The following is a 26,235-nucleotide window of genomic DNA, read 5'->3' on the forward strand; positions in this document are numbered from 1 at the left end:
GGTGCAGGCTGTAACGGCCCGTGCCGTGGAGTATCCCCGAAGGCAGACCCGGGCCCCGGTTGGGACAGACCCGAACTCGGGAGGACGCCGCCAGGGATGGGTGAAGCCGCCCGTTTCTGGCTCCGACGCGCGCGGTGCGGGATGGCCCCGCACTGGAAAAGCGACGCAGTCCCTCGCGGCGGGCGCCGCAGGCGGACCCTTTCTGACGAACAGCATACGTCGCAGGTTCGGCCTGCGGCGCCCCCAGCCCTCCCCGCAAGGGAGGCACCCGACTGCTTCAACGCTCCGGCCGCTCCCCACGCGGCGCGGGATCGCGCCCGCGCGCCCAGACGCTGCTCCCTTCTCCCGCTGGCGGGAGAAGGTCGCGGCAGCGGGATGAGGGGCCCGAAGGGCGGGCGAGACGCGTGGCTCGCCCAGGGGTGCCGAAGGCGAAGGACGCTTCGCGGCACAAGCCGTTTGCTTGGCCGCTGGCGCGGCCGGCACCCTCACCCGGCCGGCTGCGCCGTCCCCTGGTCGAGCCGCTCGTCTCGCCCGTCCTTGCGGACCCCTCTCCCGCAAGCGGGTGAGGGGAGGGCGCCTCGTCCGATCGGCGTTCGCGCGCCTTACGCCGTCGGCACCCGCTCCAGGTCCCGCAGCCAGGCGTTGGCGCTGGCGTCGGAGGGTGCGCGCCAGTCGGCGCGCGGCGACAGGCTGCCGCCCGCCGAGATCTTCGGGCCGTTGGGCATGGCGGTCCGCTTGAACTGCGCGGTCTGGTAGAAGCGCACCAGGAACTTCTCCAGCCAGCGGCGGATGGTGGCCAGGTCGAAGGCGTGGCGCGCGTCCTCGGGGAAGTTCGCCGGCCAGGACCCACGACCCGCGTCGCTCCAGGCGTGATGCGCCAGGAAGGCGATCTTGGCGGGGTTGGCGCCGTAGCGCATGGCGTGGAACAGGAAGAAGTCGTTCAGCGCGTAGGGGCCGACCTTCGACTCCGTGCTCTGGATCAGCCCGTCCTCGCCGACCGGCACCAGCTCGGGCGAAATCTCCGTGTCGAGGATGGCGGTGAGGATGCGCCCCGTCTCCGCCTCGAACTGGTCCGTCGCCACGCACCAGCGGATGAGATACTGGATCAGCGTCTTCGGAACCCCTGAGTTCACGCCGTAATGGCTCATCTGGTCGCCGACGCCGTAGGTGCACCAGCCGAGCGCCAGCTCCGACAGGTCCCCGGTGCCGATCACGAAGCCCGAGCGCTGGTTGGCGAGGCGGAAGAGGTAGTCGGTGCGAAGGCCCGCCTGCACGTTCTCGAAGGTGATGTCGTAGACCGGCTCGCCTTCCGCGAAGGGGTGGCCCATGTCGGCGAGGAGCTGGCGCGCCGCCGGGCGGATGTCGATCTCCTCGGCCGTGACGCCGAGCGCCCGCATCAGCGCCCAGGCGTTGCCCTTCGTCTCCTCCCCCGTCGCGAAGCCCGGCATGGTGAAGCCGAGGATCGCCGAGCGCGGCAGGCCCATGCGGTCGCAGGCCTTGGCCGCGACGATAAGGGCGTGCGTCGAGTCGAGGCCGCCCGAAACGCCGATCACCATGGTCTTGCCCGGCGTCGAGCGAAAGCGCCGGATGAGGGCGTGGACCTGGATGTTGAAGGCCTCGTAGCAGTCGGCATCGAGCCGGTGCGGCGCGTCGGGCACGTAGGGGAAGCGGCGCATCGGGCGGATCAGCCCGAGGTCGGCCGTCGCCGGCCGATGCTCGAAGGCGATGCGGCGGAAATCGGTCTCCGGGTGGCCCTCGACGGCCGCGGCGTCGGCGAAGGTGGGCGTCCGCATCCGCTCCTGGCGGATGCGGCCGAGATCGACGTCGGCGACGATGCGCTGGCTCTCCAGCGCGAAGCGCTCGGATTCGGCGAGAACGTCGCCGAGCTCGTAGATGCCGCCCTGGCCGTCCCAGCCCGCATCGTTGGTGGACTCGCCCGTGCCGGCCGCCGAGTAGAGATAGGCCGAGAAGGTGCGCATCGCCTGGGATGCGCAGAGGAGGTGCCGGTCCGCCGCCTTGCCCACCGTGATGTTGGAGGCCGAAAGGTTGGCGAGCACCAGCGCGCCGGCGAGCGCCCCGCGGATCGAGGGCGGGGCCGGCGACCAGAAGTCCTCGCAGATCTCCACGTGGAGGACGAAGTCGGCATAATCGCTGGCAGCGAAGAGGAGGTCCGTGCCGAAGGGCACGGCCTCGCCGCACAAGGTCATGGAGAGGTTTTTCAGCCCCGCGCCCGACACGAACCAGCGCTTCTCGTAATATTCGCGGTAGTTCGGCAGGTACGTCTTCGGCACGACGCCGAGCACGCGCCCGCGATGGATCGCGACCGCGCAGTTGTAGAGACGGCCATTGCGCCGGATCGGCGCGCCGAGAAGGAGGAGGGGGGTCAGTTCCGCGCTCTCGTCGCGGATCCGCGCTATCGCCCGCTCGACGTCGTCCAGCAGCGCGTCCTGGAGGTGGAGGTCGTCGATCGCGTAAGCCGACAGGCCGAGCTCGGGAAAGACCAGGAGATCGACGCCGTCCGCGCTCGCGCCCCGCGCCTCGCTGAGCGAGGCTTCCGCGTTGCGCGCCGGGTCGGCGGTGAAGACCTCCGGCGTCGCGACCCCGACGCGCAGGAAGCCGTGGTCGTGGAGCGAGAAGAAGCGGTTCGGCTGGATCGTCATGGATGCCTCGATGCTCCTGTTCGGTCGTCCCGTCAAACGAGGCGGCCGGCGTCGGGCGGCGGGCCGTCGCCTCCGCCCTCGCGCTTGATGAAGGAAATGCGCCCCTGCGGTTCGAGGATCGCCCAGGCGACGTCGCTCATCCGGGCAATGCCGGCGAGGCGCATCTCGGACTCGACCTCGGCGCGGGTCATGCGGTCGCGCCGCAGGTTCTCGGTGAGAAGCTCGCCGCCCCGGATGATGACGCGCGGCTCGCCGTCGAGAAGCTTCTCGGCGCGGGGGAACAGGTAGGTCACCCAGGACAAAACGAGGCCCCAGAAGGCGAAGGTGACGATCGCCAGCATGGCCCCGGTCAACGAGAAGTCGTTGTGCGTGACGCCCTGCTGGATGAGGTCGCCGAGAACGATCAGCACCACCAGCTCGAAGGGCGTCATCTGCCCGAGCTCGCGCTTCCCGAGCAGCCGCAGGAGGAGATAGAGCACCGCGAACATGATGCTCGCGCGGATCACGATGTCCATGCGGCTAGCCCTTCCCGTCCGTCACGGCAGCACCTTCACCTCGACCGGCACCGAGGCCAGCTCCGCCTCGCCGTCGAAGATCGCGACGCGCCCGCGCGTGCCGCCGAGACGGTCCGGATTGATCTGGAGGTCGAGCTTGACCTCGAAGCGCTGCCCGGCCGGCACGGGGCCGTAGTCGAACCGGAAGTCGCTGCCCTCGAAGGTCTCCTCGGAAGCTGCCGGCACCATGGTGTTCTGGGTCTGGTGGCGCCAGAGCTCCGGCGAGATGGCGAGGACCAGCCGGCCGATGTCGCGCTTCGGCTCGACGACGATCCGCGTCTCGAAGAACATGCCGTTGCGCAGGGTTCGCGGCGTGTCGACGAGAAGGTCGGCCGCCTCGCTCGTGGCGAGCAGGGGGTCCTCGGGCGTCCCGCCGAGCGGTCCGAGAAGGGCGAGGGCGAGCAGCGCGCCCAGGAGCACGAGGGAGAGGGGACTCGCATGGCGGTGGACGACGCTGCGCGGCAGCAGGTGCGGGTCGCCGAGCCCTTCCGGGAAGTCCGGTGCGGCGGCGGTGTTGCCGCGCGGCGGCTCGCTCATGATCCGCTGCCCCCGCATGCGGTCTCGGCTTCACGCATCGCTGTGGTCGCTCTCGCCCGTGTCCAACCCATGCCCTTCACCGGGAACAGCTATGGCGGCGGCGACCGCGATCCACGGCATGCGGAGACTTTCGCGCCGGCAAGGACCGGCGCGAAAGCTTGATCGGGCCCGGCCGGCGTTTAAGGCACCGGGTGCTTCGCCAGCCAAGCCTCCAGCGTCGCGATCTCGGCCTTCTGCGCGGCGACGACGTCGTTCGCCATCTTCGTCAGTTCGGGATCGGCATCGCCGGAAGCGAGATAGGCCTCCGCCATCTCGATCGCCGCGCGGTGATGCGGGATCATCATGGCGGCGAAGTCGTGGCCTGGCTTGCCGGTCATCGGCATGGTGCGCATGGCGTCATCCATGCGGGTCATCGCCTCCATGTAGGCCGAGGAGGCCGGCGACATGGGCATGGCCCCCGCCGCCGCGCCGTGGCCGGCATGGCCCCCCTCCTGCGCCGCGAGCGGCGCGGCAAGCCCCGAGGCGAGGACGAGGGCGGCAACCAAGGTCTTGGTCGGGATCATGGCGCGCTCCCTCCTCAAGCCGCCATGGCCGCGCAGGACTCCGCGCAGGCGCGGCAGGCCGCGGCGCAGTCGTCCATGCCGCCGATCCGCTCGCAATCGGCGGCGCAGGCCCGGCAGATCTCCGCGCAGGCGCGGCAGGTGTGCTTGTGCTGGTCGGTGCCGATCAGCATGACATGCGCGGAGGTCCGGCACATCTCGGCGCAGGCCATCATGAGCGAGACGTGGGATTTCTCGACGTGCTCGCCGCCCATCTTCAGGCAGTGGTTCATCGCCGTCGACAGGCAGGTCCGGTAGCAGGCGAGGCAGGCGTCGATGCAGGCCTGCATGGCGGGATCGTTCGGGTTCATCGGGTCACATCCTTTGAAAGGGTTGCGGCGCGCCCCCGCGGGCGGCGCGATGCGCGGCGCCGAGGCAGGCCGGTTCTGAAAGCTCAATGCCGTCAGAGGGATGTGGTTCGGGGCGGGGGCTTCGCGGTTGCGGGCACGACGCCCGGCGGAAAGGCGTCGAGCGCCGGGCGAAGACGCATGGCGAGCGGAACAGCCGCGTCCGGGGCGCCGCCGGGCTGGGGCGCGACCACCGGCCCGCAGGCCGCCGCGCAGCAGGCGGTGGCGTCATGACCGGCGCGCGCTTGTCCGTGATGCTCGCCGCCGCCGTCGTGGTGGTGACCGGCGGGCGCCGCGTGCGGCGTCTCCACCGCCATGCCCCGGCTCATCGCCGCGGCTGGGCCCACCCAACCGGCCAACGCCAGAACGGCAAGGATCAGTCTCAATCCCGCAAGAAGGTCGCGAAGCGGTCGCATCATGCGCGATATCGCGTGGGACGCGGCATGCGGCAAGGTCTCAGCCGAGAAGCCAGGACAAGGAGCGCCTGAGCCGGGCCGCGCCGTCCGCTTCGAAGACCCGGCCGTGGGCGAAGAGGACCCGCTCGGGCGCGAGCGCCACCAGCCGCTCCGCCGCGGCCCGGGCAGCCAGGCGGTTGAGCGAGACGAGCGTGCGCAGCTGCAGCATGGCCCGACCGTTCGGCGCCGTGCCGCCCGCGAGGCGCACCAGCGGTCGCTGAAGCGGGGGCAGCTTCTCCGGCTCGAAATTGTGGACGAGGTCGCAGAGCGCCAGCGTGCGGCTCGGGCGGTGGAACAGCCCGACCTCGCGGAAGCCGAGGCCGCCCGGCACGGTCACCGCCTCGAACAGGCCGCCCCATTCGAGCGGCAGCGACTCGCCGAGGCGCCCGTCGATCCTGAGCCCCGAGCGCTGCACCTGACCGCGTTTGTCCAGACCGGGGGCGGCGAGCACGGCGGCGTTCGGGTATCGGTCCTGCCAGCTCTTCACGAAGGTCCAGTGGACGCTGCTCGGCGCGAGAAGCCAGGACACGCGGCCGAGCTTGTCCAGCTCGGCCGCAAGGTCCGGCGTCCAGCGCGTCGGCGAGTAGAGCACGAGCTCGCCCGCCGCGTCCCGGAAGAGCATCATGCGGACCGGGATGGAGACGAGGCCGCCGGCCTTCATCGGCCCGGAATCGACGATCCAGACGCCGTCCGCGACGGGCTTGGGCGTGTCGAGCGGGGGATAGGTCGGGTCGACGGCCATCGGTCTCCTCGCGGCTCAGAGCATGGGCCGTCCGCCGGTGACGGGAATGATCGCGCCGGTGATGTAGCTGCCCTCGTCGGAGGCGAGAAGCACGTAGGCGCCGGCGAGTTCCGCCGGCTGGCCGGCGCGGCCGAGCGGCGTGTTTTCGCCGAAGCTCTTCACCTTCTCCGTTTCCATCGTGGAAGGGATCAGCGGCGTCCAGATCGGGCCGGGCGCGACCGCGTTGACGCGGATGCCCTGCTCGGCGACGAGACCGGCAAGGCCCGCCGTGAAGTTCGCGATGGCGCCCTTGGTGGTTGCGTAGGCGAGGAGGCCCGGCGTCGGCTGGTCGGCGTTGATCGACGTCGTGTTGATGATCGCGCCGCCCGGCTTCATCACCTTCACCGCCGCCTTGGACAGGAAGAACATCGAATAGATATTGGTGCGGAAGGTCGTGTCCCACTCCTTCGCGTCCAAGTCGTCCAGCGACTGGATGGTCTTCTGGTGGGCGGCGTTGTTGACGAGGACGTCGAGCCGGCCGAACTCGGACATGGCCTTGTCGACGATGGCGCGGCAGTGCGCCTCTTCCTGGATGTCGCCCGGCATCAGGATCGCGCGGCGCCCGGCCTCTTCGACCCACTTGGCCGTTTCCTTCGCGTCCTCGTCCTCGCTGAGATAGGAGATCAGGACGTCGGCGCCCTCGCGTGCGAAGGCGATGGCGACTGCCCGGCCGATGCCGGAATCGCCGCCGGTGACGATAGCGGCGCGGCCCTGGAGCTTGCCCGCGCCCTTGTAGCTGCTCTCGCCGTGGTCGGGCTGCGGGGTCATGTCGGCCGTGCGGCCGGGCATGGGCTGCGACTGCTCGGGGAAGGGGGGCTTGGGATAGCGGCTGGTCGGATCGACGGTCATGGCGCGTTTCGGCTCCGGATCGGGAGCAGGCGGGCGCGCGGGAGCGGGAGGCATCTCGCGGCGACCTGCGAAAAGGGTTCGCAGGCCAAAGCCCTGGGGTCGACACCTGTTCCGGACGAGGCCGATCACGCTTTCATAGCCGGCTCTCGGCTTCGGGACGTCGCGGAGCCGAGGCTCGAACGCGAAGAGGCCGCCTCGGGAACGGATCCCGGGCGGCCTCTTCGAAGCAAAGAAGCAAAGCTCGAATCCCGCGCGGCGCGCGGGCTCGATGGATCAGGCGGTGGCGGTGGCGGCGGTGCCGACGGCCTTCACGCGCGCCGACAGGCGCGAGATCTTGCGGCTGGCGGTGTTCTTGTGGAACACGCCCTTGGAGGCGGCGCGCATCATCTCCGGCTCCGCGGCCTTGAAGGCGGCCTGCGCGGCGCCGTGGTCGCCGGAGGCGATCGCCTCCTCGACCTTGCGCAGGAAGGTGCGCACGCGCGAGCGGCGCGCGGTGTTGACGGCGGTCCGGCGGGCGATCTTGCGCGTGGCCTTCTTGGCCGAGGAGGTGTTGGCCATGATCTCTTCTTTGTTCTCGTTCGGTCCGGGGCTCGTCCGCGGCAAGGCCAAGTGGCCGAACGCGCAACGAAAAAGGCCGCGCGGCGGCGCGCGGCCGAAAACATGGGGGTCTCTATAGTCGCCCCGCCCGCCGTCGTCAATCGGATCGTCGTTGAATCGTCACGCGCCGAAGCGCTGCGCGAAGGCGTCCCGCACGGCCTGGCACATGCCGAGGACCGCCGGGCTCGCGCCCTGCGGCGCCTGGACGAGACCGACCTGCGCCGAATCGATGGGGCCGAAGCCGTCGGTTGCTCCGAGCTCGCGGCAGAGCGGCGGCAGGCTGCTGCGCGACAGCGGCGCGATCGCGAGGCCCGAGGTCACCGCCGCGTGGAGCTGGGCCGCCGTGTCCGCCGAGAAGGCGACGCGAAAGCGGATGCTGTCCCGCACCAGCGCGCTCAGCATCGCCTCCCGGCACCAGCCGGGCGTGTCGTCGAGGGCGACCGGCACGGGGTCCTGCTCGTGGACGGCGTGGATCGTCGACGTCGTCCAGACCGTCGGATCGGTGGCGAGCCATTCGGCCGTGGCCTTGCCCTCCGGCTCGAACACGACGGCGAGATCCAGCCGGCCCGCCTCGACGGCGGCGCGATTGTCGAGGGACGAGCCGTAGCGCACGGTCACCTCCACCAGCGGATGGCGCTTGGCGAAGGACCCGAGGGCATGGGGCAGGATCGTCTGGACGTATTCCTCCGGCACGCCGATCCGCACGGGTCCCTGCAAGGGGCGGCTCGCGACGACGGCAACCGTTTCCTCCATCAGCGCCAGGATGCGCCTGGCATTGGGCAGGAGGAGCGCCGCCTTGTCGGTCGGCTCGACGCCGCGGGGCCCGCGCTGGAACAGCGGCGCGCCGACGACGTCTTCCAGCCGCTTGATTTGAAGGCTGATCGCCGACTGCGTGCGCCCGACGATCTCGCCGGCGCGCGTGAAGTTGCCGGAGTCGACCACCGCCACGAAGGTTTTCAGGAGATCGCTGTCGAGGCCGAGTGACATCCGCGACCGTCCCGTTCGCCGCAAGCTCCGCCATGAGTCTAGCTCATTGCTGAGCGCGTGGAAACTCGTTGGCCAAATGCCGGCCGGGCGCGGGAGACTGGTTCGAAGGAGCCGCTCCCATGGCCATCATCCGCCCGACCGTCCTGCTTCCCGCCCTCGCCCGTGCCGCCAGGGAACTGTCCGCGCGCCTGCCGGCCGTTCTCGCCGAATGGCGGACGCGCCGAGCCGAGCAGCCGGCGCTTCTCGATCTCCTCGCCAAGCGCGGCGACCGCCTTCTCGACGATGCCGGCGTCTCGCGCGAGGATGCGGAGCGCCGCCTCGACGTGTCGCGGATCAGCGATTGGGATCGCTGGCAATCGTGAGCCCCTCGGCCCAGGCCGCGTAGGGCGTGCTCGCCGGGGCGTGCCGGGTGTAGTCGGGAGCGCCGTCCTCCCACCAGACGGGGCCGCGCTCGCCGAGCGCGCACTTGGCGGCGTCGACCGCGCTGCGGGCGCGCTTCAGCGCGTCCTCGTCCCCCGCCGCCTTGGCGGCCTTCACGGCGCGGCGGGCGTTCATCAGGATCTTCACGTGGGCCGCGCGCGCCTTGTCGGACAGGCGCGGGTCGCTCCTGCGCCAGAGCCGTCCCTTGGCGAGGAAGTAGCGGCCGTCCGGCGTGTCGGGATAGGCGGCGCTCATCTCTGGCAGCGCGGGCAGTAGAAGGTAGAGCGGCCGCTCTGGACGATGCGCTCCACCGTGCCGGAGCAGTCGAGGCGCGGGCAGGGCTCGCCTTCCCGGTCGTAGACGGAGAAGCTGTGCTGGAAGTAGCCGAGGCTCCCATCCGCCTGCCGGTAGTCCTTCAGCGTGGAGCCGCCGGCGTGGATCGCGTCGGCGATGGTTTCGCGGATGTGGCGGGTGAGTTCGGCGAGCTTGGCGCTCGGGCGGCCGCTCTTCGTCACCAGCGTGCCGGCGGCGCGGGCCGGGTGGAGCTTGGCCCGCCAGAGCGCCTCGCAGACATAGATGTTGCCGAGGCCCGCGATCACCCGCTGGTCGAGGAGCACGGCCTTCAAGGGCGCGAGGCGGCCGGCAAAGAGCGGCGCGAGGTGCTCGGCGCTCAAGGCGTCGCCGACCGGCTCGACGCCGAGGCCCTTGAAGTGCGGGTGGGCGTCCATCTCGGCGGCCCGGATCAGCGTCATGTAGCCGAAGCGGCGGGGATCGTTGAAGACGATGCGGGCCGGCGGGGCGGCGTCGCTTGCCAGATGGAAGAGCACGTGGTCGTGCAGCCGGTCCTCCGAGCGCGGATGGTGGAAGGCGCCGGGCGTCTCGACCGCACCCGCGCCCGAAGGCGATTCGATGCGGAAGGATCCCGACATGCCCAGATGCATGGCGAGGAGGAGGTCGCCTTCGAGCCGCGCCACGAGATACTTCGCCCGCCGGCCGAGCGCCTCGATCCGGCGGCCGGCGATACGCTCGGCGAAGCCCTCCTCGAAGGGGAAGCGCAGACCCGTCCGGCGCAGCTCCACCGATGCGACGCGCGCGCCCTCCATCACGGGGGCGAGGCCGCGGCGCACCGTCTCGACCTCTGGTAATTCGGGCATTTTCGATTAAGTCCGCGGTTCGGGTCGGCGGCGCGGGAAGCTTTCGCGCCGACCGATTGTCACGAGGGGGCGTTGGCCGCCCCCTCTCGCAATAAGTGTTGGGCCGCGGGGAAAGCGTCAATGTCGCGAGAGCGTGTCACCGCCGCCGAGGCGATGGAAACCGCCTACGGCTTCGAAACGGTCGGCGGGGGCGCGGAGAAGCAGGCCCGCGTCAACGACGTGTTCCACCGCGTCGCCGAGCGCTACGACCTGATGAACGACCTGATGTCGGGCGGGCTCCACCGCGCCTGGAAGAGCGCGATGGTGTCCTGGCTCGCGCCTCCCCGCCGGGCCGGATGGCGCTTCATCGACGTCGCGGGCGGCACGGGGGACGTCGCCGAGCGCATCGTCAACGCCTCGGGCGGCAAGGCGCACGGGACCGTTCTCGACATCAACGCCTCGATGCTCGCCGTCGGCGCGGAGCGCGCCAAGAAGCGCGGGCTCGACGCCAACCTCGTCTTCGTCGAGGGCAATGCCGAGGCGCTCGACCTTCCCGACTCCACCTTCGACGCCTACACCATCGCCTTCGGCATCCGGAACGTGCCGCGCATCGACAAGGCGCTGTCCGAGGCCTTCCGGGTCCTGAAGCCGGGCGGGCGCTTCCTCTGCCTGGAGTTCTCGGAAGTGGACGTTCCCGGCCTCGACCGCGTCTACGAGGAATGGTCGTTCCGGGCGATCCCGCGCATCGGCGAGCTCGTCGCCAAGGACCGTCAGTCCTACGAATATCTCGTCGAATCGATCCGCCGCTTCCCCAACCAGGCGAACTTCGAATCGATGATCCGCGAGGCGGGCTTCGAGCGCGTGTCCCACCGCAACTTCACCGGCGGCATCGCTGCGCTCCATTCGGGCTGGAAGCTCTAGAGGCGAAGTCAGAACCCCTTGTCCAATCCGATCACCGGCACCTTCGCGCTCCTGCGCGCGACCTGGGTCCTGACGCGGGAAGGCGTCTTCGCCTCCTTTCCGGGCGACGGGCTGCCGCCCGGGCCGGCGCTTCTCCACCGCATGGCCAAGCTCCTCGCCCGCAAGCCCCCGAGCGGTCGCAAGCCGGGCGTCGTGCCGGGGGAAGGGCTGCCACGCGCGCTCCAGCGCCTCGGCCCCTCCTACGTCAAGCTCGGCCAGTTCCTGGCGACCCGGCCCGATATCGTCGGGCTCGACATCGCCCGCCGGCTCGGCCAGCTCCAGGACAAGGTGCCGCCCTTTCCCGATGCCGCGGCGGTCGCCGAGATCGAGCTGACGCTCGGGCGCCGCGTCGACGAGCTGTTCATCGAGCTCGGCGAGGTCGTCGGCGCGGCGTCCGTCGCGCAGGTCTACAAGGCCCGCATCCGCAATCCCGACGGCAGCGAGCGCTTCGCCGCGGTGAAGGTGATCCGGCCCGGGGTCCGCCAGCGCTTCCGGCGCGAGCTCGACACCTTCGCCTTCATCGCCCGGTTCCTGGAGCGCTTCGTGCCCTCCTCGCGGCGCCTGCGGCCCAAGGCCGTGGTCCAGACGCTCGCCCAGTCGACGCGCATCGAGATGGATCTGCGCCTCGAGGCGGCTGCGGCCTCCGAGATGGGCGACAACACGGCCGAGGATTCTGGCTTCCGCGTGCCGCGCATCGATTGGGAGCGCACGGGCCGCGACGTTCTCACCATGGAGTGGATCGACGGCATCAAGATGAGCGACGTCGAGGCCATCCGGCAGGCCGGCCACGACATGCAGGCGCTCGCCGTCACCGTCGTCCAGTCCTTCCTGCGCCACGCGATGCGCGACGGCTTCTTCCATGCCGACATGCACCAGGGGAACCTCTTCGTCGCGCCCGACGGCGCGGTGGTGGCGGTCGACCTCGGCATCGTCGGGCGCCTGAACGACCAGTCCAAGCGCTTCCTCGCCGAGATCCTCTACGGCTTCATCCGCCGCGACTACCGGCGCGTCGCCGAGCTGCACTTCGAAGCGGGCTACGTGCCGCGCGGGCAGGACGTCGCGAGCTTCGCGCAGGCGCTGCGCGCCATCGGCGAGCCGATCTACGGCCAGCCCGCCGAGACGATCTCGATGGGCCACCTCCTGTCGCTGCTCTTCGAGGTGACCGAGCTCTTCGACATGCGGGCGCGCCCCGAACTGGTGCTCCTCCAGAAGACCATGGTGGTGGTGGAGGGCGTCGCGCGCTCCTTCGACCCGAAGTTCAACATGTGGGTCGCGGCCGAGCCGGTCGTGTCCGACTACATCCTCCACGAGCTGGGACCCGCCGCGCGCCTGCGCGAGTTCCAGGAATCCGTCGTGGCGGTCGGGCGGCTCCTGCGCCATACGCCGGAGCTGACGCAAGGATTGGAGATCCTCGCCCGCGAGCTTCCCGACCTCATCGAGAACGGCATCCGCCTCAACGACGACACGCTGGTCGAGCTCGTCCAGGATACCAAGCCCGGCATCATCGTGACCAAGATCGCGGTGGTGACGATCGCCGTCTCGCTGGCGGCCATCGCCTGGAGCATGGCGGTGGGCGGGTAAGGCTGCCGCGTTGCGCGTGAGCGCGGCGCTTCCTATGCTCCCGGCGTTTCCAAGGAGGATGGCATGGGCGACCTGACGATCCGCAACCTCGACGACGACCTCGTGCGCCGCCTGGAAACCCGCGCCGCCGCCAACGGCCGCTCGCTGGACGAAGAGATCCGCGCCGCGCTGGAGCGGGTGGCGCGGGAGGAGAAAGCCGCCATTCCGACCGAGACCGAGGAGCAGCGCCAAGCGCGCATCGCGCGTATCCGGGCGCTCGGACGACCACCCAAGGAGCCGTTCGACCTGAAGGCCTTCTCCGACGCCCTTTCGGACGGAACCGAGTGATCGTCCTCGACACCTCTGCAGTCGTCGCGATCCTCGGAGACGAGCCGGATGCGGCCGAACTGACGGACCGTGCGACTTTGGCGCTAGCAACGGTGATGTCGGCCGGCACTGCGCTGGAATTGTCCATCGTGGTTCTCAGCAAGTGGGGACCGGACGGTCTCGTCCATCTCGACGCGCTTCTGCGGGAGCTGAGAACCACGGTCCGACCGGTCGACGAGGCGCAGGTCCGGGCGGGAACCGAAGCCTATCGATGCTACGGCCGCGGCTCCGGCCATCCTGCCCGCCTCAACTTCGGCGACTGCTTCGCCTACGCTCTCGCCCGCAGCCTTGGCGCGCCGCTGTTCTTCAAGGGCGACGACTTCGTGCACACCGACATCGCTCCGGCCCATCCCGCATGACCACGCTCCAGTCCAAACGAGTCCTTCTCGTCGTCGGCGGGGGCATCGCGGCCTACAAGGCGCTCGACCTCGTCCGGCGCCTGCGCGAGCGCGGCGCGATCGTCGTGCCGGTGATGACGCGGGGGGCGGCGGAGTTCGTCACGCCCCTGAGCCTCGGCGCGCTCGCCGCGGCGAAAGTCTATTCGGACCTGTTCAGCCGGGACGACGAGCACGACGTCGGACATATCCGCCTCGCCCGCAATTGCGACGCGGTGATCGTCGCGCCGGCGACCGCTGATCGCATGGCGAAGATGGCGGCGGGCATCGCCGACGACCTCGCCGGCGCGATTCTTCTCGCCACCCGCGCGCCGGTGCTCCTCGCGCCCGCCATGAACCCGGCCATGTGGAGCCATCCCGCCACGCGCCGCAGTCTGGATCGGCTGACGTCCGACGGCATCCGCTTCGTCGGGCCGGACGCGGGCGAGATGGCCGAGAGCGGCGAAGCCGGGCTCGGGCGCATGGCGGAGCCCTTGGCGATCGTTGCCGCGCTCGAAGCCCTTCTCGCCGGCCCGGCCGACGGGCCGCTCGCCGGGCGCACGGCGCTCGTCACCTCCGGGCCGACGCACGAGCCGATCGATCCGGTGCGCTACATCGCCAACCGCTCCTCCGGCCGGCAGGGCCACGCCATCGCCGCCGCGCTCGCGCGGCTCGGGGCGGCCGTGCGGCTCGTCTCGGGCCCCGTCGCGATCCCCGATCCGCCGGGCGTCGAGACCGTCCACGTCGAGACGGCGCGCGAGATGCTGGCCGCCGTCGAGGCGCGCCTGCCGGTCGACCTCGCGGTGTTCGTCGCGGCCGTCGCCGACTGGCGGACGGAAAGCCAGGCACCGACCAAGCTGAAGAAGCGGCCCGGCGCCGAGCCGGAGCCGCTGCGCCTGACGCTGAATCCGGACATCCTCAAGACCGTCGGGACCGGTTCCCGCCGCCCGCGTCTCGTGGTCGGCTTCGCCGCCGAGACGGCCGACCTCCTCGCCAATGCCGGCGTCAAGCTGGCCGCCAAGGGAGCCGATATGATCGTCGCCAACGACGTGTCCGCGGAAGGCGGCGTGATGGGCGGCAACGCCAACACCGTCCATCTCGTGACGGCGCAAGGCGTCGAGACCTGGGAGACGATGGCCAAGGATGCCGTCGCCGAGAAGCTCGCCCAGCGCCTCGCCGCGATGCTGGCGGACAAGGACCGGCCATGAGCGCGCCCGCAACGATCCGCGTCCTCGTGCGTCGCCTGCGCGGCGAGGCGGCGTCCGCGGACGCGCTGCCGCACTACGCGACGGAAGGGGCGGCCGGCGCCGACCTTCGCGCCTGCCTGCCGGAGGGCGAGGCGATGATCCTGCCGCCGGGCGGGCGGGCCGCCGTCCCGACCGGGCTCGCCGTCGCCGTGCCGGAGGGCTTCGAGATGCAGGTGCGGCCGCGCTCGGGGCTCGCCGCGCGCCACGGCGTCACCGTTCTCAACGCGCCGGGCACGGTCGACAGCGATTATCGCGGCGAGGTCATGGTGCTCCTCGTCAATCTCGGCGACGAGCCCTTCGAGATCCGGAACGGCGACCGAATCGCGCAGGCGCTGTTCGCGCCGGTCACGCGCGCCATCTTCGATCTGGCGGACACGCTCGACGAGACATCGCGCGGCGCCGGCGGCTTCGGCTCCACGGGCCGCCGCTAGGCGCTGCCGGCGAGCGGGCGCCGCGCCTTGCGGGAAAGGAGAGGCCGATGTTCGTCGACTTCCGCGCAGAACCCATGCCGCCGCCGCCGCCACGACCCGAACCGAAGCGCCCGCGGCTCACGCCCGGGCAGCAGCGCGGGCTCGCCGCGATCGTCGGGTTCAACGTCCTCCTGCTCCTGCTCGCGCCCGTCGGCGGAGCGACGATCGTCGGCGCGCTGATCGCCCTCATCGGCTGACGGTCTGGCACCGCGCAGGGTGGACGGCGTGAACCAAGTCGGCGACCGCTCGTTCGCCGGTTCATGATCACGGTCCACCATCTCCAGGACTCCCGCTCGCAGCGCGTCCTCTGGCTTCTCGAAGAACTCGGCCTCGCCTACGAGGTCAGACGCTACGAGCGAACGCGGGACTATCGTGCGCCGCCCGAACTGAAGGCGGTGCATCCGCTCGGCCGCTCGCCGGTGATCGAGGACGGTTCGCTGCGCCTCGCCGAGACCGGCGCCATCGTCAATTACGTCATCGAACGCCACGCGAACGGCCGGCTGATGCCGCAGCCGGGCTCGACCGATTTCTGGACCGCCCGGCACTTCCTCCACCATGCCGAGGGAACGGCCATGCCGCCGCTCGTCATGCGGCTCGTCTTCAACCGCATCGCGGCCCAGGGTCCCCGCCTCGTGCGCCCGATCATCGGCAAGGCGATGGCGACGGCCGACGCGCGCTTCCTGGCGCCCCAGATCGAGGCTCTCCTCGACTACTGGGAGGGCGCACTGGCGGGCACCGGCTGGTTCGCCGGACCGGAGCTTTCCGCCGCCGACATCATGATGAGCTTTCCCGTCGAGGCCGGGGCCAAGCGGCTCGACTATTCCGGGCGGCCCCGCCTTCGCGACTTCGTCGCCCGCATCCAGGCGCGCCCCGCCTACCGGCGCGCCCTGGAGCGCGGCGGCCCCTACGCCTATGCCTGAGCGTCGTCAGGCGCGGGCGAGGAGGATCTTCGCCGCGAACACCGAGAAGACGCCCGCGAAGAGCCAGTCGATCGCCCGGACGATCGCCGGGCGCCGCCGCAGCGCGAGCGACAGCCGGTCGGCGAGAAGAATGAAGGCGACGTTGAGGGGAGCGGCGAAGACCACGAAATAGAGCCCGAGGAAGAAGAGCTTGCCCGCGGCATGCGGGTCGTTCACCGACACGAAGGACGGCAGGAAGGCGACGAAGAACAGGACGATCTTCGGGTTCAAGAGGTTGATCGACAGGCCCTTGGCCCATTCGCGCAGGAGCGGGGGACGCTCGCGCCGGATCCCGGCCGCGTCTCCGGCGGGGAGGGCCGAGCCGTGGCGGATCGCCTGGATCGCCAGCCAGAGGAGATAGGCCGCGCCCGCGACCTTCAGCATCAGGAAGGCGGTCGGCGAGGCCGCGAGAAGCGCCGACAGCCCGAGCGCGGCCAGCGCCGTGTGGACGAGCGAGCCCGTCGACGCGCCGGCATAGGCGGCGAGCCCGGCGCGCGGGCCGGCGGCGAAGGTCCGCCCGAGATAAAGCGTCATGTCCGGCCCGGGCGTCACCGTGAGGACGAGGGCGGCGAGGGTGAAGGCGGCGAGGGTCGCCGCGTCGGGCAGAAAGGACATGGGCGTCGGCCTTGTCGAAGAAGCGTCGCTTCTTAGCCGAAGGGGCGGGACGGCGGAAAGCGCGCCGGGCGTCACGCTCCCGTCATGTGTCGATTCGCAGACCAGGCGAGGGCTTGGAGCGAGGCTCGCCGAGCGCAAAAAAAATCACGCCGAATCAGAGGTTTGCGCCAGGTCGACGAATCAACTGAAGGTCGTGGTTCGGGCGTCCTGGGAACCTCGGCGAGTCAAGTCGCACCCGCCGAAAAAGAATCATCGTGTCGTCGGCGAACGCGCACGAGGCGCGCCTTCCCTTGGATTCGCTATCCGATTCATATGCTTGGAGAACTTGTCCGCGGGCCTCGATCCGGAAATTGCGCGGGGCTTGCGGCAGATCCGTGACGGCGGTGCCGGACTCTGCCTTGCCGGCCGGCGGCCACGCCCGTACTTTCCCGACTGCGGCAAGATGACGGTCCTGCAAAGGATGGGGACAAGCCTTGTTATCCAAATCTTTTCCATACCGTGTGAGTCTGGGATTCGAGGCCGGAACGGCTCACTGAGTCTTCGTTTCGATCGATTGGATGTTCGTACCCGGTCCGGGCCCCTGCGTGGGTTCGGGGCGCCGGTTTGCTGCTGCCCGGAGGCGGCGCGGAGCGATCCGCGCGGGGTCGAGGGGCAAGGGAGAGTTTCTCGTCATGGCCGAAGGCTACAAGGGCGACGTCGATGTCAGGACCTGCTGGCAGGCGCTCGCCGGTGAACCCGACAGCTTCCTCGTCGACGTGCGCACCCACGCCGAGTGGAGCTATGTCGGCCTTCCCGACCTGCAGGCGATCGGCCGCGCGCCCGTGCTCATCGAGTGGCAGAGCTACCCGTCCATGGCCGTCGCACCGGACTTCGCCGAGCGCCTCGCCGAGGCGGTGACGCAGGCGGGCGGCTCGACGCAATCCAGCCTTTATTTCCTGTGCCGCTCGGGCGTTCGCTCCATCGCCGGGGCGGTGGCTGCGACGCGGGCGGGCTTCGCCAACAGCTACAACGTCCTCGACGGCTTCGAGGGGCCCCCGGACGAGGAGGCCCATCGCGGCCGGCTCGCGGGCTGGAAGGCCGCCGGCCTGCCCTGGTCGCAGCGATGAGCGTCGGCACCTTCGACGCCTTCGGACCGGCTCAGCCCCCGCGTCCCGACCGCCCCTCACATCCCACAACGACAAGAAGAACAGGCCCATCCATGACGGCAAGCGTGACAGACGGCCCGGCTCGCGGCGAATCGGACATCCTGGAGCGGGTGTCGGCGCGGCTGAAGGCGCAGCTCGGTCACGACATCTATGCCTCCTGGTTCCAGCGCATGAAGCTCGACGCGCTGGGCAAGGGCGTCGTCCAGGTTTCAGTGCCGACCGCCTTCCTGCGCAACTGGATCCAGACCCACTATCGCGACCTCCTGACGGAGACCTTCCGGGCGGAAGTGCCGGGCACGCTGCGCGTCGACGTCGCCGTGCGCAGCGCCGTGCGCTCCAGCCCGCCGCGCCTCGCGCCCCAGGCCCAGGGCGAGGCCTCCTCCGGCGCCCAGCAGACCGCCGGCGCCGTTCACCCGGCCGCCGCGCTCACGCCCGTCCGCTCGAACGCGGCGACCTCCGCCGGCACGGCCCGCTCGGCCCGTGGCGGGACCGAGGGCCAGGAGGCGGCATCCGCCAGGGCCGGGGCCGGCGCCCCCGACTGGAGCTCGCCGCTCGACCCGCGCTACGTCTTCGAGACCTTCGTGGAGGGGCCCTCGAACCGCGTGGCGCTCGCCGCGGCGCGCGCCGTCGCCGAGAACGGCCCGCAGTCGGTGCGCTTCAACCCGCTCTTCATCCATGCGAGCGTGGGCCTGGGCAAGACGCATCTCCTTCAGGCCATCGCCAACGCCGCGGCGACGCGCCCCGACCGGCCGCGCGTCGTCTACCTCACGGCCGAAAGCTTCATGTGGCGCTTCGCCACCGCGATCCGCGACAACCAGGCGCTCGACTTCAAGGAAACCCTGCGCGGCATCGACATCCTCGTCATCGACGACATGCAGTTCCTGCAGGGCAAGTCGATCCAGCAGGAGTTCTGCCACCTCCTCAACGCCCTGATCGACTCCGCGCGCCAGGTGATCTGCGCCGCCGACCGCCCGGCCTTCGAGTTGGAAAGCCTCGACCCGCGGGTGAAGTCGCGGCTCGCCGGCGGCGTGTCGCTCGAGATCGTCTCGCCCGACTTCGACATGCGCCGCGACATCATCGGCACGCGCACCGAGGCCATGCGCCGCGACGATCCGAGCTTCAACCTCGACCGCGGGGCCATCGAGACCATCGCGCGCCGCGTCGCGGGCTCGGGGCGCGACCTCGAAGGCATCTTCAACCAGATCGCCTTCCGCCACGCCGTCGGCCAGCCGCTCTCGCCCGAGCACCTCGACGATCTCCTTACGCAGGTCACGCGTCAGGGCGGCGAGAAGCGGGTGCGCATCGAGGACATCCTGAAGTTCGTCTCGCGCCACTACAACGTGGCGCGGACCGACATCCTCTCGGCCCGGCGCACGCGCACCATCGTGCGCCCGCGCCAGATCGCCATGTATCTCGCCAAGACCATGACGCCGCGCTCGCTGCCCGAGATCGGCCGCCGCTTCGGCGGGCGCGATCACACGACGGTGCTCCATGCGGTGCGCAAGATCGAGAACGAGCGGGCCAAGGACGAGAAGCTCGCCGAGGAGCTCGACCTCATCCGCCGCATGATCGAGGAATAAGGACCCATCGTCCTTTCGCTGCCTCCTGTCCCCTCGGGAACAGGGACGGTTCGGCGGCTCCGCCGCCGTGCCAGCCGCGGATCAGAGGCGGGCCAGCAGATCCCGCTTCTTCTCGGCGAATTCGGCTTCGCTGAGGATGCCCTTCTCCTTCAGGGCGCCCAGGCGCTCCAGGGCGTCGAGGATTTCGCCGTGGCTCCCGCCCGAGGACTTGCCCGGGGAGGGCGCTTCGGGCGCGGGAACGGAGCCAGCGGAGGAGGTGTCCTGCGAGGCCGTACCGCGAGCGGGATGCGAGCTCGAACCCGCCGCCGGCTTGTTGTCGCTCGCGCCGCCGACGCGCGGCAGGCGGTCGAGGGGCACGGGTCCCTGCGCGCTGGAGAAGGTCGCCGAGCCGAAGCCGCCTTGCTGCTGGCTGACGCCCGAGATGTCGTAGCCGGTGGTGTCGTAGAGCTCGACGGCACCGCCGCCGCGCTGGATCGCGAGCCGACGCGACTGCGGAAAGTAGGCGTAGCGCGAATCGTTCTGGGCGCCCGCCGTCGAGGGGTGTCCGAGATCGCCCGGCCACCAGTTGCCGCCGCCTCCGAACCCCGTCCCACCGAAACCGCCCTGGCTCTGGCTCTGCATGCCGCCCGTCCCCTGTCCGTCCTGCCATGGCGATCGGCTGCCGCCCTGCGGCGCGCCGGTGTCGGTGCCGGTGCGGCCGGACGCGCCCGCCAGCTCGCGCTGGAGCGTGAAGGGCGGGTCGAAATAGAGGGTGGCGAGTTCGGTGGCGAGGCGGTCGACGCGGGCGCGCAGCTCGTTGTCGAACATGTTGCCGACCATGGTCATGCCGCCGCGCATCCACTGGCCGGGGCCGCCGAGCTCGACGATGTTGAACTGCGCCATGCTTCCGCCGCCTGCGACCACCGCCCGCAGCATGGTCTCGACGCTGTCGCGGCCGATCCCGAACCGCGCCGCGATCTCGTCCAGCGCGCCGTCGCCCGATCCGCTCTCCCTGCTCATGGCCGCCGCCGTCCTTTCAGCGCAATGCACCGCCGGCGGTTCCCGCCAGGGTTGATGGTTCAGTGGAACGCGGAGGCGACGTGAAACGATCCGGCCTCGCCGAAGCCGCCGAAAAGAAACACGGCGCAGAAAGCCAGGGCCGCGGCGAAGAGCGCGGCCTCCAGGCGGACGGGCCCGAGCGCGAAGCGTCGTCGCCCGGGCGGATGAGCGGGCGCGGCCCGCCGCTTGTCGATGGTCATGGCCTTAAATCCCTTCTCCGTCCCGGACGTCGCTTTGACCCGGAACGCCGCCGATCCGTGCGGATCGTCGCTCCCATGCCTTGACAACGACGGCGTGGAGGAAGGGTCGCAACACGAAGTCGAGAGCCCCGAGAAGGAGGGCGGCAAGGAACGGCAGGCCGAGAACGATGCCGAAGAGCGCGACGAGAACCAGCGATGAGGCTGCGCGCGAGGCGACGAGCGCCGAGTGCCCCGCCGCGGCCATGGCGGGCCGGGCGAGCCAGAGCGAGCGAAGCTGCCGCGCCCGGCGCTCGAAGGGGCTCGCGGGGGGCGCTTCGCCGGGCGCCGCGATCTCGACGGGCTCGATGCCTTGCGCGTCCACGTCGACGAGGCGGCGAACGAGCCCGAGCGCGACGGTCTCGTTGGTCAGCGGGTCGATCAGGATGAAGGCGCCGAGCTCGCGCGCCTCGACGTAAGGCGCGACGACGGTCGGGCGGTCGAGCGTGATCGTGACACGCCCGATGCCGTTGGCGAGCAGCGCGTTGGCCGGGCGGTCCTCGTAGGTGTGGATGTCGATCGACGCGTTCAGCGCGCGCACCGTGGCGGGCGTCTGGGCGCTGGCGATGCGGGCGACGAAGCGCCCGCCGGCCACCAGCGGCCGCTCGACCATCCAGAGGATGTCGGCGTCGATCCGGCGCTGCGGCACCAGGCTATCCGCCTCCAGCGCGATGACATCGCCGCGCGAGGCGTCGATCTCGTCCGACAGGCTGATCGTCACGGACTCGCCGGCCTCGGCCGACGACTGGTCGCCGTCCGGACCGAGGATCGCCTTCACCGTCGAGACCTGGCCGCTCGCGAGCACCTTGACGCGCGCGCCGACCGAAACGGCGCCGGAGGCGACCGTGCCGGAGAAGCCGCGGAAGTCGAGGTTCGGCCGGTTCACCCACTGCACGGGAAAGCGGAAGGGGCCGCCGCTCTCGTCGAAGGTCGCGGGACGCACCTGCGCGAGGTGGTCGAGCAGCGTCGGCCCGGAATACCAGGGCGTATTCGGCGAGCGATCCGCAAGGTTGTCGCCGAGCTTGGCCGAGAGCGGGATAAAGACGATGTCGGTGAAGCCGAGCGCCGGGAGCAGCGTCTGGTACTCGCGCCGGATGGCCTCGAAGGTCTCTTCAGACCACCCGACGAGGTCCATCTTGTTCACCGCCACCACGACCGACTTGATGCCGACCATGGAGGTGATGAAGGAGTGGCGGCGGGTCTGGGGCAGGATCCCCTTCCGCGCGTCGACGAGGATCACCGCGAGCTCGGCCTGGGAGGCGCCCGTCGCCATGTTGCGGGTGTACTGCTCGTGCCCCGGCGTGTCGGCGATGATGAAGGCGCGGCCGCGCGCCGAGAAGTAGCGATAGGCGACGTCGATGGTGATGCCCTGCTCGCGCTCGGCCGAGAGGCCGTCGACGAGAAGGGCGAAGTCGAGATCGCCGCCCGTCGTGCCGAACTTCTTCGAGTCGCGCTCCAGCGCTTCCATCTGGTCGTCGAAGACGGCGTCCGTCTCGAACAGGAGGCGCCCGATCAGCGTCGACTTGCCGTCGTCCACCGAGCCGCAGGTGATGAAGCGCAGCAGCGTCTCGGACGGCGAGGCAACGGGCTCCATGCCCGCCTGCGGGTCGATGACGCGCAAGGGCGCGCCCGCGTCGCCGAGGTCGGGCGCAGGACCGGCGAAGGTCTCGTCGGCGGCCAGGGCCTTCTCGTTGATGGGGGCCTCGTCGACGGAGCCGACGACGTCGCCGGGCACGGTCTCGCCGTCGGCGAGCCGCTTTTGAAGGGCGCTCGTGCTCATCGTCAGAAGTAGCCTTCCTGCTTCTTGTCTTCCATCGAGGCGCCGGAGTCGCGGTCGATGACGCGGCCCTGGCGCTCGGAGGTGCGGCTGCCGCGCATCTCGGCCATGATGGAGTCGAGGTCGCCGGCCTCGGACTCCACGGCGCCGGTCAGCGGGTAGCAGCCGAGCGTGCGGAAGCGGACGGTCATCGTCTCGACGCTCTCGCCGGGCTGCAGCTTCATGCGCTCGTCGTCGCGCATGATGAGCGCGCCGTCACGCCTGACGATCGGCCGGGGCGCGGCGAAGTAGAGCGGCACCACGGGGATCTTCTCCAGCGCGATGTAGTCCCACACGTCCGCTTCCGTCCAGTTGGACAAGGGGAAGACGCGGAAGCTCTCGCCCGGCTTCTTGCGGGTGTTGAACAGGCGCCAGGGCTCGGGGCGCTGCGACTTCGGCTCCCAGCGGTGCTCGGCCGAGCGCAGCGAGAAGATGCGCTCCTTGGCGCGGCTCTTTTCCTCGTCGCGCCGCGCGCCGCCGAAGGCCGCGTCGAACTTGTACTTGTTCAGCGCCTGCTTCAGCCCTTCGGTCTTCATCACGTCGGTGTGGACGCGCGAGCCCGAATCGAAGGGGTTGACCCCGGCCTTCACGCCCTCCTCGTTGATGTGGACGATGAGGTCGAGGCCGAGCTCCTTGGCCCGCCGGTCGCGAAACTCGATCATCTCGCGGAACTTCCAGGTCGTGTCGACGTGGAGCAGCGGGAAGGGCGGCTTGCCCGGCGCGAAGGCCTTCATCGCAAGGTGCAGCATGACCGCCGAGTCCTTGCCGATGGAGTAGAGCATCACCGGGTTCTCGGCCGTCGCCGCGACCTCGCGGATGATGAAGATCGACTCGGCCTCGAGGCGCTTCAGGTGGCTCATGGGCTTCATTGCGGCAGCCTTTCGAACGCGGCGTCGCCGTGGGCGGGGCGGTTGTCGAGGTCGCGGACGGGGTTGCCCGCGCCGTCGACGTGGAGCCCGCATTCGCGCTTGGTCTCCTCCTCCCACCACCAGCGGCCGGCCCGCTCGGGCTCGCCGGGGCGGATGGCGCGCGTGCAAGGGGCGCAGCCGATGGAGAGGAAGCCCTGCTCGTGCAGCGGGTTGACGGGGACGCCGTTCTCCTTGGTGAAGGCGACGATGGCGTCGCGCGTCCAGTCGAAGATCGGGTTGGCCTTGACGAGGCCGCGCGCCGCGTCGAAGCCGACGAATTCCATGTCGGAGCGGTTCGCGGACTGGTCGCGGCGAAGGCCCGTGACCCAGCCGGCCGCGCCCTTCAGCGCCCGGCCGAGCGGCTCCACCTTCCGCACGCCGCAGCAGTTCTTGCGGAACTCCGGCGCGAAGTAGAAGCCGTCGATGCCCTGGTCGTCGACGAGGGCTTCCAGCGCTTCGGCCTGCGGGTAGAGCGCCTTGATGCGGCGGCCGTACTGCTCCTCGGTCTTGCGCCAGAGCGTGTAGGTCTCGGGAAAGAGGCGCCCGGTGTCGAGCGTCTTCACCTCGATCTTCAGGCGGTTCGAGAAGATCAGATGGGTGATCATCTGGTCCTCGATGCCGAGGCTCGTCGTGAAGACGACGCGGCCGGGAATGCGCTCGGCGAGGAGCGCCAGACGCCCGGCCGGGTCGAGGCGCTGGAACGTCTCGTTGAACTCGGCCGCGAGGCGTTTCAGGCCGTCCGTGTCGGAGCCGTCATGCATGGGAGCCCTCCGCCTTGGCCGCGGCTGCGGCGCGGCGCTGTTCGAGGATCGAGGTGCCGCCCTCGTAGCCGGACTGGTAGTGGTCGCGGACGATCCCGCGCGCCTCGACCCACTGCTCGGCCGGCTGGCGCTCGGCGACAGCCTCGGGAAGCGCCACCTCGTCGAAGCCGCAGGCGAGCGCGTCGGCGAACTGGTCGGCGATCAGCGGGCCGGTCGCCCGCAGCGTGCCGGTGAAGCCGGCGCGGCGGATGCGCTTGGCGAGGCTGAAGCCGCGCCCGTCCGAGAAGGCGGGGAAGGCGACGGAAACGAGGGCGACCTGCGTCAGGTACGGCTCGACGGCATCGATCGCCACGTGGTTCGGCAGGTGGAGCCCGAGCGGCGCGTTGCGGCGCTCGGCGAGCGCGGCGTCGATCGCCTCGAAGGGCACGATGGCAGGGCCTTCCACCAGCGACAGGTCGGCGGCCGTGGCAGCCACGCTCCACTCGTCGGCGACCTGGCCTTCGGGGCGGATGAGGATGGTGGTCGTGGTCATTCCGCGGCCTCCTGGCCGGCGCCGGACACGAAGGCCTGGAAGCCCGCCTTGAACGGGTCGAGGCCGGCGCGGCGCACCGTGTCGACGAAGCGCTCGGAGCCCTGGCGCTCGCGAAGGTAGACGGAGACCAGCGCCTCCACGGCGCCGGGCACCTGATCGGCGTCGATGCCGGGCCCGACACGCTCGCCGAGTGCGGCGTTCTCCGAAGCGTCGCCGCCCACCGTGATCTGGTAGTTCTCGACGCCCGACTTCTCGAGGCCGAGGATGCCGATCGCGCCGACATGGTGGTGGCCGCAGGCATTGATGCAGCCGGAGATCTTGATCGGCAGCTCGCCGATCTCGCGCTGGCGGTCGTCGTCGGCGAAGGTCTTCGAGATCGCCTGCGCGATCGGGATCGATTTCGCGGTCGCGAGCGCGCAGTAGTCGAGGCCCGGGCAAGCGATGATGTCGGTGATGAGCCCGGCATTGGCCGTGGCGAGGCCGTTGGCCTTCAGCGCAGCGAACACCTCGGGGACGTCGTCCTGCTTCACGTGCGGCAGGACGAGGTTCTGCGAGTGCGTCACCCGCAGTTCGTCCTTGGAATAGCGCTCGGCGATGTCGGCGAAGGCGCGCATCTGCGCGTCGGTCATGTCGCCCGGCACCTCGCCGATGCCCTTCAGGGACACGGTCAGCGCGATGTAGCCCGGCACCTTGTGGGCGAAGCCGTTCTGCTCGACGAAGCGGTCGAGCGCCGGGTCGCTCGCCCGCGCGGTCTCCAGCGCTTGCGAGCGCTCGGGCAGCGTCTCGTAGGCCGGCGGCGCGAAGTAGGCGGCGATGCGCTCGACCTCGCCCTCGGGGGCGTTGACGGTCGGGCCGTTCAGCTTGGCGTATTCCGCCTCGACGCGGGCGCGGAACTCCTCCTCGCCGGTCTCGTGAACGAGGATCTTCACGCGGGCCTTGAACTTGTTGTCGCGCCGGCCCTCGGCATTATAGACGCGCAGGATCGCTTCGAGATAGGCGAGCAGCTCCGCCTTCGGCAGGAAGGAGCGCACCACCTTGCCGATCATCGGCGTGCGGCCGAGACCGCCGCCGACCACGATCTCGTAGCCGACCTCGTTCGTCTCCGCGTGCCGCAGGATGCGGATGCCGATATCGTGGACCTTGATCGCCGCGCGGTCGTGTTCGGCGCCCGTGACCGCGATCTTGAACTTGCGCGGCAGCCAGACGAATTCGGGATGGAGGCTCGACCACTGCCGGATCAGCTCGGCGGTGACGCGCGGATCCTCGACCTCGTCCTTCGCGACGCCCGCGAACTGGTCGGAGGTGACGTTGCGGATGCAGTTACCGCTCGTCTGGATCGCGTGCATCTCGACGTCCGCCAGGAGGTCGAGGATGTCCGGCACGTCCTTCAGCTTCGGCCAGTTGTATTGAAGGTTCTGGCGCGTGGTGAAGTGGGCGTAGCCCTTGTCGTACTTCTCGGCGATCAGGGCGAGCTGGCGCAGCTGGCGCGAGTCGAGCGTGCCGTAGGGCACGGCGACACGCAGCATGTAGGCGTGGAGCTGGAGATAGAGCCCGTTCTTCAGCCGCAGCGGCTTGAACTCGTCGTCCGAGAGCGAGCCGTCGAGGCGGCGCTCCACCTGGCTGCGGAACTGGCGGACCCGGTCGCGCACGAAGCGCTCGTCGAACTCGTCGTAGCGGTACATGGGAACTGTCCTCGTCGCGGGCGCCGTCTCGGCTCGGCTGCCTGCC

31 protein-coding genes are annotated in these 26,235 nt (G+C 70.4%); 11 read left to right on the plus strand and 20 right to left on the minus strand.

Annotated elements, in window-relative coordinates:
• Window positions 1-602: 602 nt before the first annotated feature.
• The 10 genes from FZN60_RS07480 to FZN60_RS07525 all read right to left on the minus strand — a co-directional run bounded on the left by FZN60_RS07480 (window position 603) and on the right by FZN60_RS07525 (window position 8,366).
• The gene (locus FZN60_RS07480; protein ID WP_158872713.1) at window positions 603-2,660 is read right to left on the minus strand and encodes an NAD(+) synthase; all 2,058 of its coding nucleotides are present in this window, start codon (window positions 2,658-2,660) and stop codon (window positions 603-605) included.
• 32 nt (window positions 2,661-2,692) lie between these two features.
• Window positions 2,693-3,175 (minus strand): DUF421 domain-containing protein, encoded by a 483-nt coding sequence (locus tag FZN60_RS07485; RefSeq protein WP_158872715.1) that lies wholly within the window; start codon window positions 3,173-3,175, stop codon window positions 2,693-2,695.
• A 21-nt stretch (window positions 3,176-3,196) separates the two neighbouring features.
• Window positions 3,197-3,751, minus strand: coding sequence for a hypothetical protein (locus FZN60_RS07490; RefSeq protein WP_158872717.1), 555 nt, complete (start codon window positions 3,749-3,751; stop codon window positions 3,197-3,199).
• Between the two features lie 179 nt (window positions 3,752-3,930).
• The gene (locus FZN60_RS07495; protein WP_158872719.1) at window positions 3,931-4,314 is read right to left on the minus strand and encodes a DUF305 domain-containing protein; all 384 of its coding nucleotides are present in this window, start codon (window positions 4,312-4,314) and stop codon (window positions 3,931-3,933) included.
• A gap of 14 nt (window positions 4,315-4,328) precedes the next feature.
• Window positions 4,329-4,661: a four-helix bundle copper-binding protein gene (locus tag FZN60_RS07500; RefSeq protein ID WP_158872721.1), complete on the minus strand. Its 333-nt coding sequence runs from the start codon at window positions 4,659-4,661 to the stop codon at window positions 4,329-4,331.
• A 92-nt stretch (window positions 4,662-4,753) separates the two neighbouring features.
• Window positions 4,754-5,116, minus strand: a complete 363-nt coding sequence (locus FZN60_RS07505; protein ID WP_158872723.1) for a hypothetical protein — start codon at window positions 5,114-5,116, stop codon at window positions 4,754-4,756.
• A 37-nt stretch (window positions 5,117-5,153) separates the two neighbouring features.
• Window positions 5,154-5,894 (minus strand): DUF4336 domain-containing protein, encoded by a 741-nt coding sequence (locus FZN60_RS07510; protein ID WP_158872725.1) that lies wholly within the window; start codon window positions 5,892-5,894, stop codon window positions 5,154-5,156.
• A gap of 15 nt (window positions 5,895-5,909) precedes the next feature.
• Window positions 5,910-6,782 (minus strand): SDR family oxidoreductase, encoded by an 873-nt coding sequence (locus FZN60_RS07515; RefSeq protein WP_158872727.1) that lies wholly within the window; start codon window positions 6,780-6,782, stop codon window positions 5,910-5,912.
• Window positions 6,783-7,055: 273 nt separating this feature from the next.
• Entirely contained in the window at window positions 7,056-7,340 is a 285-nt protein-coding gene (gene rpsT / locus FZN60_RS07520; protein WP_158872729.1) for a 30S ribosomal protein S20, read from the minus strand.
• A gap of 159 nt (window positions 7,341-7,499) precedes the next feature.
• On the minus strand, window positions 7,500-8,366 hold the full coding sequence (locus FZN60_RS07525; RefSeq protein ID WP_158872731.1) for a LysR family transcriptional regulator: 867 nt from the start codon (window positions 8,364-8,366) through the stop codon (window positions 7,500-7,502).
• A gap of 119 nt (window positions 8,367-8,485) precedes the next feature.
• Between FZN60_RS07525 and FZN60_RS07530 the strand changes: the two genes are divergently transcribed.
• Complete coding sequence (locus tag FZN60_RS07530; protein ID WP_158872733.1) at window positions 8,486-8,728, plus strand: hypothetical protein; 243 nt, start codon at window positions 8,486-8,488, stop codon at window positions 8,726-8,728.
• On the opposite strand, the gene FZN60_RS07535 is transcribed toward FZN60_RS07530, so the two are convergent.
• Both FZN60_RS07535 and mutM read right to left on the minus strand, forming a co-directional pair.
• Window positions 8,700-9,041, minus strand: a complete 342-nt coding sequence (locus FZN60_RS07535) for a hypothetical protein (protein WP_158872735.1) — start codon at window positions 9,039-9,041, stop codon at window positions 8,700-8,702. The two genes, FZN60_RS07530 and FZN60_RS07535, sit on opposite strands and share 29 nt — an antisense overlap.
• A complete protein-coding gene (gene mutM, locus FZN60_RS07540) occupies window positions 9,038-9,940 on the minus strand; it encodes a bifunctional DNA-formamidopyrimidine glycosylase/DNA-(apurinic or apyrimidinic site) lyase (protein ID WP_158872737.1) in 903 nt (300 codons plus the stop codon). Before mutM ends, FZN60_RS07535 begins: the two co-directional genes overlap by 4 nt.
• Window positions 9,941-10,060: 120 nt before the next feature.
• Here mutM and ubiE point away from each other — a divergent pair, with 120 nt between their 5' ends.
• From ubiE to FZN60_RS07580, 8 genes are all read left to right on the plus strand, one after another.
• Window positions 10,061-10,840, plus strand: coding sequence for a bifunctional demethylmenaquinone methyltransferase/2-methoxy-6-polyprenyl-1,4-benzoquinol methylase UbiE (gene ubiE, locus FZN60_RS07545; RefSeq protein ID WP_158872739.1), 780 nt, complete (start codon window positions 10,061-10,063; stop codon window positions 10,838-10,840).
• Window positions 10,841-10,858: 18 nt separating this feature from the next.
• Entirely contained in the window at window positions 10,859-12,460 is a 1,602-nt protein-coding gene (gene ubiB, locus FZN60_RS07550) for a 2-polyprenylphenol 6-hydroxylase (RefSeq protein ID WP_158872741.1), read from the plus strand.
• A 63-nt stretch (window positions 12,461-12,523) separates the two neighbouring features.
• Window positions 12,524-12,787 carry a FitA-like ribbon-helix-helix domain-containing protein gene (locus FZN60_RS07555; RefSeq protein ID WP_158872743.1) on the plus strand — a complete coding sequence of 88 codons (264 nt, stop codon included), beginning with the start codon at window positions 12,524-12,526 and terminating at the stop codon, window positions 12,785-12,787.
• Entirely contained in the window at window positions 12,784-13,185 is a 402-nt protein-coding gene (locus FZN60_RS07560; protein ID WP_199266513.1) for a type II toxin-antitoxin system VapC family toxin, read from the plus strand. Before FZN60_RS07555 ends, FZN60_RS07560 begins: the two co-directional genes overlap by 4 nt.
• Entirely contained in the window at window positions 13,182-14,408 is a 1,227-nt protein-coding gene (gene coaBC / locus FZN60_RS07565) for a bifunctional phosphopantothenoylcysteine decarboxylase/phosphopantothenate--cysteine ligase CoaBC (protein WP_158872745.1), read from the plus strand. Before FZN60_RS07560 ends, coaBC begins: the two co-directional genes overlap by 4 nt.
• Entirely contained in the window at window positions 14,405-14,878 is a 474-nt protein-coding gene (gene dut / locus FZN60_RS07570) for a dUTP diphosphatase (protein ID WP_158872747.1), read from the plus strand. Before coaBC ends, dut begins: the two co-directional genes overlap by 4 nt.
• Before the next feature lie 47 nt (window positions 14,879-14,925).
• Window positions 14,926-15,114, plus strand: a complete 189-nt coding sequence (locus tag FZN60_RS07575) for a hypothetical protein (RefSeq protein ID WP_158872749.1) — start codon at window positions 14,926-14,928, stop codon at window positions 15,112-15,114.
• A gap of 63 nt (window positions 15,115-15,177) precedes the next feature.
• Window positions 15,178-15,837: a glutathione S-transferase family protein gene (locus FZN60_RS07580; RefSeq protein ID WP_158872751.1), complete on the plus strand. Its 660-nt coding sequence runs from the start codon at window positions 15,178-15,180 to the stop codon at window positions 15,835-15,837.
• A gap of 6 nt (window positions 15,838-15,843) precedes the next feature.
• Here FZN60_RS07580 and FZN60_RS07585 read toward each other — a convergent pair whose 3' ends face one another.
• On the minus strand, window positions 15,844-16,491 hold the full coding sequence (locus tag FZN60_RS07585; protein WP_158872753.1) for a LysE family translocator: 648 nt from the start codon (window positions 16,489-16,491) through the stop codon (window positions 15,844-15,846).
• A gap of 671 nt (window positions 16,492-17,162) precedes the next feature.
• Here FZN60_RS07585 and FZN60_RS07590 point away from each other — a divergent pair.
• Window positions 17,163-17,597 carry a rhodanese-like domain-containing protein gene (locus FZN60_RS07590; RefSeq protein WP_158872755.1) on the plus strand — a complete coding sequence of 145 codons (435 nt, stop codon included), beginning with the start codon at window positions 17,163-17,165 and terminating at the stop codon, window positions 17,595-17,597.
• Between the two features lie 92 nt (window positions 17,598-17,689).
• On the plus strand, window positions 17,690-19,216 hold the full coding sequence (gene dnaA / locus FZN60_RS07595; protein WP_158872758.1) for a chromosomal replication initiator protein DnaA: 1,527 nt from the start codon (window positions 17,690-17,692) through the stop codon (window positions 19,214-19,216).
• An 81-nt stretch (window positions 19,217-19,297) separates the two neighbouring features.
• Here the strand turns inward: dnaA and FZN60_RS07600 are convergent, their stop codons facing one another.
• The 7 genes from FZN60_RS07600 to FZN60_RS07630 are packed head-to-tail and all read right to left on the minus strand — an operon-like array spanning window position 19,298 to window position 26,189.
• Window positions 19,298-20,215: an SHOCT domain-containing protein gene (locus FZN60_RS07600; protein ID WP_158872760.1), complete on the minus strand. Its 918-nt coding sequence runs from the start codon at window positions 20,213-20,215 to the stop codon at window positions 19,298-19,300.
• Window positions 20,216-20,274: 59 nt separating this feature from the next.
• The gene (locus tag FZN60_RS07605; RefSeq protein WP_158872762.1) at window positions 20,275-20,454 is read right to left on the minus strand and encodes a hypothetical protein; all 180 of its coding nucleotides are present in this window, start codon (window positions 20,452-20,454) and stop codon (window positions 20,275-20,277) included.
• 4 nt (window positions 20,455-20,458) lie between these two features.
• Complete coding sequence (cysN, locus tag FZN60_RS07610; RefSeq protein ID WP_158872764.1) at window positions 20,459-22,270, minus strand: sulfate adenylyltransferase subunit CysN; 1,812 nt, start codon at window positions 22,268-22,270, stop codon at window positions 20,459-20,461.
• A 2-nt stretch (window positions 22,271-22,272) separates the two neighbouring features.
• Entirely contained in the window at window positions 22,273-23,175 is a 903-nt protein-coding gene (gene cysD, locus FZN60_RS07615; RefSeq protein WP_158872766.1) for a sulfate adenylyltransferase subunit CysD, read from the minus strand.
• Window positions 23,172-23,975 carry a phosphoadenylyl-sulfate reductase gene (locus tag FZN60_RS07620; protein WP_158872768.1) on the minus strand — a complete coding sequence of 268 codons (804 nt, stop codon included), beginning with the start codon at window positions 23,973-23,975 and terminating at the stop codon, window positions 23,172-23,174. Before FZN60_RS07620 ends, cysD begins: the two co-directional genes overlap by 4 nt.
• Complete coding sequence (locus FZN60_RS07625; protein WP_158872770.1) at window positions 23,968-24,507, minus strand: DUF934 domain-containing protein; 540 nt, start codon at window positions 24,505-24,507, stop codon at window positions 23,968-23,970. Before FZN60_RS07625 ends, FZN60_RS07620 begins: the two co-directional genes overlap by 8 nt.
• Window positions 24,504-26,189: a nitrite/sulfite reductase gene (locus tag FZN60_RS07630; RefSeq protein WP_158872772.1), complete on the minus strand. Its 1,686-nt coding sequence runs from the start codon at window positions 26,187-26,189 to the stop codon at window positions 24,504-24,506. Before FZN60_RS07630 ends, FZN60_RS07625 begins: the two co-directional genes overlap by 4 nt.
• Window positions 26,190-26,235: the final 46 nt, after the last annotated feature.

The organism is Antarcticirhabdus aurantiaca (assembly GCF_009765365.1).
In the GTDB taxonomy this organism is placed as follows: Bacteria; Pseudomonadota; Alphaproteobacteria; order Rhizobiales; family Rhizobiaceae; genus Antarcticirhabdus; species Antarcticirhabdus aurantiaca.

Coding starts and splice junctions, on each gene's coding strand:
- FZN60_RS07480 (WP_158872713.1), bottom strand. CDS start 2,660: ATGACGATCCAGCCGAACCGCTTCTTCTCGCTCCACGACCACGGCTTC.
- FZN60_RS07485 (WP_158872715.1), bottom strand. CDS start 3,175: ATGGACATCGTGATCCGCGCGAGCATCATGTTCGCGGTGCTCTATCTC.
- FZN60_RS07490 (WP_158872717.1), bottom strand. CDS start 3,751: ATGAGCGAGCCGCCGCGCGGCAACACCGCCGCCGCACCGGACTTCCCG.
- FZN60_RS07495 (WP_158872719.1), bottom strand. CDS start 4,314: ATGATCCCGACCAAGACCTTGGTTGCCGCCCTCGTCCTCGCCTCGGGG.
- FZN60_RS07500 (WP_158872721.1), bottom strand. CDS start 4,661: ATGAACCCGAACGATCCCGCCATGCAGGCCTGCATCGACGCCTGCCTC.
- FZN60_RS07505 (WP_158872723.1), bottom strand. CDS start 5,116: ATGATGCGACCGCTTCGCGACCTTCTTGCGGGATTGAGACTGATCCTT.
- FZN60_RS07510 (WP_158872725.1), bottom strand. CDS start 5,894: ATGGCCGTCGACCCGACCTATCCCCCGCTCGACACGCCCAAGCCCGTC.
- FZN60_RS07515 (WP_158872727.1), bottom strand. CDS start 6,782: ATGACCGTCGATCCGACCAGCCGCTATCCCAAGCCCCCCTTCCCCGAG.
- rpsT (WP_158872729.1), bottom strand. CDS start 7,340: ATGGCCAACACCTCCTCGGCCAAGAAGGCCACGCGCAAGATCGCCCGC.
- FZN60_RS07525 (WP_158872731.1), bottom strand. CDS start 8,366: ATGTCACTCGGCCTCGACAGCGATCTCCTGAAAACCTTCGTGGCGGTG.
- FZN60_RS07530 (WP_158872733.1), top strand. CDS start 8,486: ATGGCCATCATCCGCCCGACCGTCCTGCTTCCCGCCCTCGCCCGTGCC.
- FZN60_RS07535 (WP_158872735.1), bottom strand. CDS start 9,041: ATGAGCGCCGCCTATCCCGACACGCCGGACGGCCGCTACTTCCTCGCC.
- mutM (WP_158872737.1), bottom strand. CDS start 9,940: ATGCCCGAATTACCAGAGGTCGAGACGGTGCGCCGCGGCCTCGCCCCC.
- ubiE (WP_158872739.1), top strand. CDS start 10,061: ATGTCGCGAGAGCGTGTCACCGCCGCCGAGGCGATGGAAACCGCCTAC.
- FZN60_RS07555 (WP_158872743.1), top strand. CDS start 12,524: ATGGGCGACCTGACGATCCGCAACCTCGACGACGACCTCGTGCGCCGC.
- coaBC (WP_158872745.1), top strand. CDS start 13,182: ATGACCACGCTCCAGTCCAAACGAGTCCTTCTCGTCGTCGGCGGGGGC.
- dut (WP_158872747.1), top strand. CDS start 14,405: ATGAGCGCGCCCGCAACGATCCGCGTCCTCGTGCGTCGCCTGCGCGGC.
- FZN60_RS07575 (WP_158872749.1), top strand. CDS start 14,926: ATGTTCGTCGACTTCCGCGCAGAACCCATGCCGCCGCCGCCGCCACGA.
- FZN60_RS07580 (WP_158872751.1), top strand. CDS start 15,178: ATGATCACGGTCCACCATCTCCAGGACTCCCGCTCGCAGCGCGTCCTC.
- FZN60_RS07585 (WP_158872753.1), bottom strand. CDS start 16,491: ATGTCCTTTCTGCCCGACGCGGCGACCCTCGCCGCCTTCACCCTCGCC.
- FZN60_RS07590 (WP_158872755.1), top strand. CDS start 17,163: ATGGCCGAAGGCTACAAGGGCGACGTCGATGTCAGGACCTGCTGGCAG.
- dnaA (WP_158872758.1), top strand. CDS start 17,690: ATGACGGCAAGCGTGACAGACGGCCCGGCTCGCGGCGAATCGGACATC.
- FZN60_RS07600 (WP_158872760.1), bottom strand. CDS start 20,215: ATGAGCAGGGAGAGCGGATCGGGCGACGGCGCGCTGGACGAGATCGCG.
- FZN60_RS07605 (WP_158872762.1), bottom strand. CDS start 20,454: ATGACCATCGACAAGCGGCGGGCCGCGCCCGCTCATCCGCCCGGGCGA.
- cysN (WP_158872764.1), bottom strand. CDS start 22,270: ATGAGCACGAGCGCCCTTCAAAAGCGGCTCGCCGACGGCGAGACCGTG.
- cysD (WP_158872766.1), bottom strand. CDS start 23,175: ATGAAGCCCATGAGCCACCTGAAGCGCCTCGAGGCCGAGTCGATCTTC.
- FZN60_RS07620 (WP_158872768.1), bottom strand. CDS start 23,975: ATGCATGACGGCTCCGACACGGACGGCCTGAAACGCCTCGCGGCCGAG.
- FZN60_RS07625 (WP_158872770.1), bottom strand. CDS start 24,507: ATGACCACGACCACCATCCTCATCCGCCCCGAAGGCCAGGTCGCCGAC.
- FZN60_RS07630 (WP_158872772.1), bottom strand. CDS start 26,189: ATGTACCGCTACGACGAGTTCGACGAGCGCTTCGTGCGCGACCGGGTC.